At 68.0% G+C, this 8,167-nt stretch carries 7 protein-coding genes; 2 read left to right on the plus strand and 5 right to left on the minus strand.

Features of this window, described 5'->3' with window-relative positions; genetic code table 11:
• Positions 1–201 precede the first annotated feature (201 nt).
• The 3 genes from ychF to tpx all read right to left on the minus strand — a co-directional run bounded on the left by ychF (position 202) and on the right by tpx (position 2,596).
• Complete coding sequence (gene ychF, locus Q1K70_RS20385; protein ID WP_300163964.1) at positions 202–1,308, minus strand: redox-regulated ATPase YchF; 1,107 nt, start codon at positions 1,306–1,308, stop codon at positions 202–204.
• A 100-nt stretch (positions 1,309–1,408) separates the two neighbouring features.
• The gene (locus tag Q1K70_RS20390; protein ID WP_300163967.1) at positions 1,409–2,041 is read right to left on the minus strand and encodes a YajG family lipoprotein; all 633 of its coding nucleotides are present in this window, start codon (positions 2,039–2,041) and stop codon (positions 1,409–1,411) included.
• Between the two features lie 39 nt (positions 2,042–2,080).
• Positions 2,081–2,596: a thiol peroxidase gene (gene tpx, locus Q1K70_RS20395; protein WP_300163970.1), complete on the minus strand. Its 516-nt coding sequence runs from the start codon at positions 2,594–2,596 to the stop codon at positions 2,081–2,083.
• Positions 2,597–2,768: 172 nt separating this feature from the next.
• Between tpx and Q1K70_RS20400 the strand changes: the two genes are divergently transcribed.
• A complete protein-coding gene (locus tag Q1K70_RS20400) occupies positions 2,769–3,419 on the plus strand; it encodes a M15 family metallopeptidase (protein ID WP_300163973.1) in 651 nt (216 codons plus the stop codon).
• Here the strand turns inward: Q1K70_RS20400 and Q1K70_RS20405 are convergent.
• Together Q1K70_RS20405 and Q1K70_RS20410 are read right to left on the minus strand one after the other, a co-directional pair.
• Positions 3,412–6,018, minus strand: a complete 2,607-nt coding sequence (locus tag Q1K70_RS20405; RefSeq protein ID WP_300163976.1) for a PAS domain S-box protein — start codon at positions 6,016–6,018, stop codon at positions 3,412–3,414. The two genes, Q1K70_RS20400 and Q1K70_RS20405, sit on opposite strands and share 8 nt — an antisense overlap.
• The gene (locus Q1K70_RS20410; RefSeq protein ID WP_300163980.1) at positions 5,972–6,592 is read right to left on the minus strand and encodes a hypothetical protein; all 621 of its coding nucleotides are present in this window, start codon (positions 6,590–6,592) and stop codon (positions 5,972–5,974) included. The genes Q1K70_RS20405 and Q1K70_RS20410 overlap by 47 nt, the downstream gene beginning before the upstream one ends.
• A 154-nt stretch (positions 6,593–6,746) precedes the next feature.
• Between Q1K70_RS20410 and Q1K70_RS20415 the strand changes: the two genes are divergently transcribed.
• A complete protein-coding gene (locus tag Q1K70_RS20415; RefSeq protein WP_300163983.1) occupies positions 6,747–8,003 on the plus strand; it encodes a response regulator in 1,257 nt (418 codons plus the stop codon).
• Positions 8,004–8,167: the final 164 nt, after the last annotated feature.

Consider the following 8,167-nt stretch of genomic DNA (forward strand, 5'->3'; position numbering starts at 1 on the left):
CGAGGCCGGAATTCCCCCGGCCGAGCCTGCCGCGAAGCGGCGGCATCGGCCGGGGGAATTCCGGCCTCGCCGACGCACTCCCGCCAACGACCACGTCTCCACCCGCTTCCCCCTCCTCCGCCTCCCCCATCGGGGGGGTCCGGGGGGGATCATCCCCCCCGGCCGCCGGAGGCATCTTCCCTTCCCTCCGCTTCCTATCCCCTACACATTGAACAAAAAGTGCACTACGTCGCCGTCGGCCATGACGTAGTCCTTGCCTTCCTGGCGCAGCACGCCGGCGGAGCGGCATTTGGCCTCGGTCTGGTGCTTGATGTAGTCGTCGTAGGCGATGACTTCGGCGCGGATGAAGCCGCGTTCGATGTCGGAGTGGATTTGTCCGGCGGCGGCCGGGGCCTTGGTGCCGGCGGCGATGGTCCAGGCGCGCACTTCCTTGGGCCCGGCGGTGAAGAAGCTGATGAGCCCGAGCGTGTGGTAGGCCAGGCGCGCCACGCGGTCGAGACCGGATTCGGTCAGGCCGTAGGAGGCCAGGAATTCCAGGCGCTCGTCGTCGGCCAGCCCGGCCAGCTCCTCTTCCATGCGGGCGCAGACCACGACCATGTCCGCGCCGCGCGAGGCGGCGATCTGGCGGATTTTCTCCACGAGCGGGGACTGCCCGTTGGGGTCGTCCTCGCCGACGTTGGCGCAGTAGATGACGCGCTTGCCGGAAAGGGGGCGGATTTCGTCGAACAGGGCGAGCATGGCCGGGGTGTCCACGCCATCGACGGTGGAGGCGGGCGCGCCGGTCATGAGGTGGTCCAGCAGGCGTTTGCCGGCGGCGACCTTGTCGAGCAGGTCCTTGTCCTTGCTGCCCTTGGTCTGTTTGACCAGGCGGTCCAGGCGCGCTTCCAGGACCTGGGCGTCGGCCAGGACGAGTTCGGTGTCGATGACGTCGATGTCGCGGGCCGGGTCCACGGAACCGGCCACGTGGACCACGTCGTCGTCCTCGAAGGCGCGGGCGACGTGGACGATGACCTCGGTTTCGCGGATGTGGGCCAGGAACTTGTTGCCCAGGCCTTCGCCCTTGCTGGCCCCGGCCACGAGGCCGGCGATGTCGGTGAAGCGCACGGTGGCCGGCACGATCTGGGCCGGGTCGACCAGGGCGGCCAGGGCGTCCAGGCGGGCGTCGGGCACGGGCACGATGGCCACGTTGGGTTCGATGGTGCAGAAGGGGTAGTTGGCGGCCTGGGCGTTTTGCGCCTTGGTCAGCGCGTTGAACAGGGTGGATTTGCCGACGTTGGGCAGACCCACGATGCCGACGGAAAGGGCCATGGGGAATCGTCCTTATGCGGCGGCGGGTCCGCCGGATGGGGCCTTGGGCGAGGCCGGTTGGAAGCGAGGCCGGGGCCGCGTCAGCGCGGCCCCGGGGGATTTACTTGATGTCCCGCGTGCGCAGGATGGTTTTTTCCAGGAAATGGATGAGTTCGTAGTCCCCGGCCATGCGCGAGAGGGCCTTGGACACGGTCATGCTGAGGAGCTTGTCGAATTCCGGCTCCACGCCTTCGGCCGGCAGTTTCCAGACCGTTTCGCCCTCGTAGCGTTTGGTCTCGATCGTGCCGTTGTTGTCGGCGGTGACGGAGACCACGGCCACGGCCCGGGCGGCCAGGTGCGCGCCTTCCTGGGTCGGCTTGTAGGAGAGTTCGGTCAGTTCCACCGTGAGTTTTCGCACCACGGCCTCGCTGGGGGCGGCGGGCTTGAAGCCCTTGTCGCGCAGGCCCGTTTCCACGGCCGTGCGCATGGCCGGGGCCGGGTCGCAGGCCGTGGTCAGCTTGCCGGCGAAGGAGGAGGCGGGGTTGCACAGGCCCACCTCGGCGCTCGGGCGGGCGTCCACGACCTTGACCGAAACTTCGACGTCGCGGCCAAGCGCCTCTTTTTCCACGATGACCGAGGGGGTGACGGTGGCTTGCTGGCCGCCGCAGCCGGCGAGCAGGGCGCAAAGGGCCAGGCTCGCAAAAAGGGCCGACGCCCGGAGGCGTCGGCCGCGTGATGACGGATGGTGCTTCATGGTATGTCCCGTACCGCCGCCTGGGCGGTCAGGCCGTGTCTACAGGACCTTGCCGAGGGCCGCAAGGGCGGCGGCATAGTCCGGCTCGTTGGTCACTTCCGGCACCAGCTCCATGTAGGCCACCTTGCGGTCCGGGCCGAGGACCAGCACGGCCCGGGCCAGCAGCCGCAGTTCCTTGATGAGCAGGCCGTAGGCCTGGCCGAAGGCGGCGTCGCGGTGGTCGGACAGGGTGACGATATTTTTGACGCCCGCGGCCTCGGCCCAGCGTTTCTGGGCGAACGGCAGGTCCATGCTGACGACCAGCGCCTTGGCCTTGCCGCTGAGGCTCTCCATTTCCTTGTTGAACTTGCGGGCTTCCAGGTCGCACACCGCCGTGTCCAGGGACGGCACGGCGATGAGGATGAGGCCTTTTTCGGTGAAGTCGCCGAGCTTGGCCGGGGCCAGCTCGTTGGTCAGCACGGTGAAGTCCGGGGCGGCGTCGCCCACGCCGACGGGGTTGCCGACGAGGGTCAGGCCGCCGCCGAGGAAAGTGATCAGTCCGGTGCGTTCGCTCATGACGCGTTCCTCCTCAACGAATGATGGGCCGCCGGGGGCGACCATGCAACGTTATGGACCCTGGGCGTCGCGGCGTCAACCGAGGGGAGGCTTTCCCCGGCCCACGGCCCGTCCCGTCGCGGCTTGACATTATCGGCCGTGCCGGCATTGTCCTTCGAAAAGGAGAATCCCCATGCGCCGACGTGACGCCGCCCTGTTCGTCTTGTGGATGCTGCTCGCCCTGCCCCTGGCCGCCGGGGCGGCCGGACCGGCCACGCCCGAGGCGGCCGGCCTCGTGGACGTCACCAAGCCCGCTCCCGGGGTGCGGCTCGACATCCGCTACGCCACGCCGAACAACTTCACCAAGGTGACCGTCTATCCGGCCGCCAGATGCTATCTGCGCGACGACGTGGCCAAGCGGCTGGCCAGGGTCCAGGCCGATCTCGAGAAGCAGGGCCTGGGGCTCAAGGTCTACGACTGCTACCGGCCCTTCTCCATCCAGAAGAAATTCTGGGCTCTGGTGCCCAACGAGGACTGGGTGGCCAAGCCCGAGGAAAAGGACGGCAAGCCCGTGTCGGGGTCCAAGCACAATCGGGGCGCGGCCGTGGATTTGACCCTGGTGGATGCGGCCGGCAACGAGCTGCCCATGCCGTCGGGCTTCGACGACTTCACGGAAAAGGCCCGCCGCGACTACGCCGGCGGCGACAAGGCGGCCCTGGAGAATTCGAGGAAGCTCAAGGCGGCCATGAAAAAGGAAGGCTTCGAGCCCCTGCCCACGGAGTGGTGGCACTTCGACGGCCCGGGCTGGCAGGGCTACGAACTGCTCGACGCGCCCATCAACTGAGTCCGTCTTCCTCGGGCGGATCGGGCCGGGGGATCAGCGGCAGGAAGACCTCGAAGGTGCTCCCCTGGCCCACGGCGCTCGAGACCAGCACGGCTCCGCCGCAGCCCTTGACGATGCCGTGCACGGCGGCAAGGCCCATGCCCGTGCCCTGGCCGGGCCGCTTGGTGGTGAAAAACGGCTCGAAGATGCGTTCGCAGATGTCCGGGCTCATGCCATGGCCGGTGTCCGTCACCCAGAGGCGGGCGTAGGGCCCCTCGGCCAGTTCGGTCAGGGGCAGGCCGGCGGCGTTGCAGGGGCCGGTGGGCCGGGGCGGGCCGGGCTCGGCCGTGAGCCCCACTTCCATGACGCCGCCCTCGGGCATGGCCTGGGCGGCGTTTAGGCACAGGTTCATGAGCACCTGGTGGATCTGCGCCGGGTCGGCCTCGATGGTCAGGGCCAGTTCGGAGATGCGCGCGCGGATCTCCACCCGCGCGTCCACCATGCCCTGGGCCAGCTTGACCGTCTCCTTGGCCAGGGGGGTCAGCGGCAGGGGGCCCACGGTCAGCTCGCCCTGGCGGCTGAAGGTGAGCAACTGACGCACCAGGTCGCGGGCCCGCTCCGAGGCCCGGACCACGTCGGCCAGGGGCTTGCGCAGGGGATCGCGCCAGGGGATGTCGGCCAGGATCATCTCGGTGTTGAGCAGGATGGGCGTGAGCAGGTTGTTGAAGTCGTGGGCCACGCCCCCGGCCAGCACGCCGATGGCCTCGAGCTTTTCCACCTGCCGCAGCCGTTTTTCCAGGCCCGTCTCGTAGGTCACGTCGCGCACGAGCAGGATGTGGTTGACGATGTGCCCCTGGGCGTCGCGCACCGGCGAAATGAGCGTGTCGGTCAGGGCCTCCTCGCCGCTGGTCCGGGTCAGGCGCACCCGGCCGGACCAGCGCAGGCCGAGCGAGAGCATCTTGCGCACCGAATCCGCGAGAAAGCTGGCCAGATGCCCGGCCAGATCCCCGCCCCCGGTCTGCCCCTGGCCGCCGCCGACGATCTGGGTGAAGGCCGGGTTGGCGTATTCGAGCCGGAAGTCCCGGCTGACGATGACCAGCCCTTCGGCGCTCTGGTCCACGGCGGAGACCAGCAGCATGCGCTCTTCCTCGGCCCGCTTGCGGTCGGTGATGTCGCGGGCCGCGCCCTCGACCCGGGCCAGGCGGCCGGAGTCGTCGAGCACCGCCCGGGCGTTGACCGAGAGCCACACCGTGCGGCCGTCACGGCGCACCACCTGCATCTCGTACTCGAAGACGCGGCCGTTCTGGGCGAGCAGGCGCAGGAATTCCAGTCGGTCCTCCTGGCGGGCCTGGATGCGGGAAAACAGGTCGCCCTGCTCCAGCAGCACCTCCTCGGCCGAGGCGTAGCCCATGATGCGGGCCAGGGCCGGATTGCAGGCCACCATGGCTCCGTACGGATCGAACTGGAAGACGCCCTCCGCGGAATTCTCGAAGATGTCCCGGTACTTGGCCTCGCTCTTGATGAGCTCCCGCTCCATGCGCCAGTAGGCCGTGACGTCGCGGCCGGTGGCCTGGTACTCGCCCACCCGGCCGGCGTCGTCGAAGATGGCCCGCACGGTCCAGCTGAGGCACCGCGTGCGGCCGTCGGTCAGGGTGACCAGATGGCGGACTTCCGTGGTGGGCGCGCGCGGGGTGAGGGCCAGGACGCGCCGGCGCAGCGGCTCCGCTTCCCCCTCCGGCAGGCTTTCCAGGAAAAGCCCGCCGACGAGGCTTTCCACCGACCGGCCGACCAGTCGGGACACGGCCCGGTTGACGAAAATGCGGTGCAGCCTGGGGTCGAGCCGCAACACGAGCTCGGTCTGGTCCTCGACGATGGCCTGATAACGCCGCCTGGCGTCGTCGAGCTCCCGCTCGGCCATCCGGTGGGCCGTGATCTCGGTGAGCGTGCCGCACAAGGCGTCCAACTCGCCGGCGATGTTGCGAAGCGGTATGCACGCGGCCTGGAAGGTGCGTTCGCGGCCGTCGACGGCCAGGCGAAGCTCCTGCTCCAAGGGCGCCCCCGAGGCTATGACCTTGCGGGCCGACGTCTTGAAACGCTCGAGGGCCTCCTGGCCCGACGTCTCGGCCAGGGACATGCCGAGCAGCCGCTCCCGGGGAATGCCCTTGAGGCGCTCGTAGGCCCTGTTGACGAACAGGAAGCGATACTCCAGGTCCAGCACGAACACGGCCGTGCCGGTAAAATCGAGAATGCCGCCGAGACGCCTGGCGTCGAAGGCCGGCGGCGGTTCGCACGACACGCACACGACCCCGTCCCCCGGGACCGGGCCGAGGGCCACGCAGGCGGCATGGGCCGTGTCAAAGGCCCGGACGCCGCCGCGCAGGGGACATTCTGGGCACGGCGCTTCGCGGCCGTGCAGCGCCGCATGGCAGGACGCGACCGCGCCTTCGCCCAGGCGAAGGCGGGCCGGCGCGTTGCCGCGCAGGAAACGGCGCTCCCCGTCAAGGACGGCCACACCCTGGATGAGCGCCTCGACCAGCGTGCGCGACGGCTCCCCCGTCAGGACGTCCCGGCCCTCACGGGCCAGGACGTCGGCCAACCGGATTGGCGACGCCGTCGTCATAGGGCGAATATCCCTTGGGCGCGCCCTGGGCGGGCAAGGAGACCCCCCTGGCGATCTTGTCCTTTTCATAAGCCTTGACCAGGGCGTCCATGTCCACGCTGTCCGGCTCGGGCAGCCTGGCCGCCGCGCCGGCGTTGGCGATGGAATAATAGCCCGCCTTCAGGGAGCCGGTCGTGGGGTCGTACTTGAGCTTGACCTTCACGTCGCCCTTGCGCCAGCGCATGACCTCGACCCGGCCCTCGGCGGAGATGGAGGGCTTGCCGTACTCGGCCGAAATCCGCTTGGCCATGGCGTCGCGGCCGATGACCCCGTCGAGACGCACGTAGGCCGCGAACAGGTTGCCCCCGGCAAAGCCGTAGAACACCACCGGCGCGTGGCCGTCCAGCCGGTAGCGTTCGCTGAGGTTCACGGCGTAGGCCACGTCGCCGTCCTTTTTGAGCGTCATGAACGACGGCAGGGACGCGAGCTTCGTTCCGAAAGGCGTCCCGGCGAATCCGTCCGGCTGGCGGGCCAGGCACGGACCGGCCAAGGCAAGGGCCGTCACGAATGTGGCGAACACGATCCCAAGGCGCATATTCCCTCCCCATAAATCTTTCGGCCACCTTATCGTCCCCGACGGGCCAAAAGCAAGTCGTGACGCCAAAATACCGTGATCGGCGACTGGCTTTTTATGCGGGCCGTGGATATGATGCGATCACGCAGCCGTTGTTTTTTTCCGGTCGTACACAATGGAAAAAGTGCTCATCGTCGAGGACAGCAAGGTCTTTGCCCGCTTGCTTATCCGCAAGATCGAGGATGAGCTCTTCTTCGACGCCTGTTGGGCCTCGAACTTCGAGGAAGCCCGCTACCTGCTCGAGGAAAACCCCGACAAAAACACGTTCTTCGTGGCGCTGCTCGACCTGCACCTGCCCGATGCCGCCGACGGCCGCATCGTGGACTACGTCATCTCCCGGGGCATCCCCTCCATCGTCTTCACCGGCGACGTGGAATCCGAGGTCCGCGACCGCATCTGGGCCAAGAAGGTCGTGGACTACGTGTCCAAGGAATCGCCCGACAGCCTCGACTACCTCGTCTCCCTGGTCCGGCGCATCTCGCTCAACAAGTTCGTCGACATCCTCGTGGCCGACGACTCCCAGACCGTGCGCAACTACCTGGTGCGCCTGCTCACCGCCCACGAGTTCATCGTCCACGAAGCCGACACCGGCGCGCTCGCCCTGTCCATCCTCGAACGACACCCCGAAATCAAGGTCGTCATCACCGACTACTTCATGCCCGGCATGGACGGCGTCGAACTCACCCGCCGCATCCGACGCCGACGTCGCAAAGAGGAACTGGCCGTCATCGGCATCTCCGCCTACGGCAACACCATCCTCTCCGCCCGGTTCATCAAGAACGGGGCCAACGACTTTCTCAACAAGCCCTTCTCCAGCGAAGAATTCTACTGCCGCGTCACCCAGAACCTGGAAATGCTCGAATACATCCAGAAGCTGCGCGAAACCTCCATCCGCGACCCCCTGACCGGCCTCTACAACCGCCGCCACTTCTTCGAAGCCTCCAAGGAAATCCACGCGCGCCTCAAACGCGGCGAAGCGCCCATGACCCTGGCCATGCTCGACATCGACCACTTCAAAAAGGTCAACGACACCTACGGCCACGCCGTGGGCGACGAAGTCCTCAAACACGTGGCCCACGGCCTCGCCAACCGCTTCCGCGGCGGTGACATCGTCGCACGCCTGGGCGGCGAGGAATTCTGCGTCATCGCAAGCGGCCTGGAAGGGCCCCAAGCCATGAACGTCTTCAACGACCTGCGCAACAGCATCGAACGCTCCAAAGCCAAGGCCGGCAAGAACACCGTCGGCGTCACCATCAGCATCGGCATCTGCGACAAGCCCCACGAATCCGTGGACGCCATGCTCGCCGCCGCCGACGCCGCCCTCTACAAAGCCAAACGCACCGGCCGCAACAAGGTCGTCTGGGCGGACTAGCGAAGGGAAGAGGCCTCCGGCGGCCGGGGGGGATGATCCCCCCCGGACCCCCTCGATGGGGGAGGCGGAGGTCGGGGAAGCGGGTGGAGACGTGGTCGTTGGCGGGAGTGCGTCGGCGAGGCCGGAATTCCCCCGGCCGATGCCGCCGCTTCGCGGCAGGCTCG

Source organism: Solidesulfovibrio sp., from assembly GCF_029978005.1.
In the GTDB taxonomy this organism is placed as follows: Bacteria; Desulfobacterota; Desulfovibrionia; order Desulfovibrionales; family Desulfovibrionaceae; genus Solidesulfovibrio.

Coding starts and splice junctions, on each gene's coding strand:
- Q1K70_RS20410 (WP_300163980.1), bottom strand. CDS start 6,592: ATGCGCCTTGGGATCGTGTTCGCCACATTCGTGACGGCCCTTGCCTTG.
- Q1K70_RS20415 (WP_300163983.1), top strand. CDS start 6,747: ATGGAAAAAGTGCTCATCGTCGAGGACAGCAAGGTCTTTGCCCGCTTG.
- tpx (WP_300163970.1), bottom strand. CDS start 2,596: ATGAGCGAACGCACCGGACTGATCACTTTCCTCGGCGGCGGCCTGACC.
- ychF (WP_300163964.1), bottom strand. CDS start 1,308: ATGGCCCTTTCCGTCGGCATCGTGGGTCTGCCCAACGTCGGCAAATCC.
- Q1K70_RS20390 (WP_300163967.1), bottom strand. CDS start 2,041: ATGAAGCACCATCCGTCATCACGCGGCCGACGCCTCCGGGCGTCGGCC.
- Q1K70_RS20400 (WP_300163973.1), top strand. CDS start 2,769: ATGCGCCGACGTGACGCCGCCCTGTTCGTCTTGTGGATGCTGCTCGCC.
- Q1K70_RS20405 (WP_300163976.1), bottom strand. CDS start 6,018: ATGACGACGGCGTCGCCAATCCGGTTGGCCGACGTCCTGGCCCGTGAG.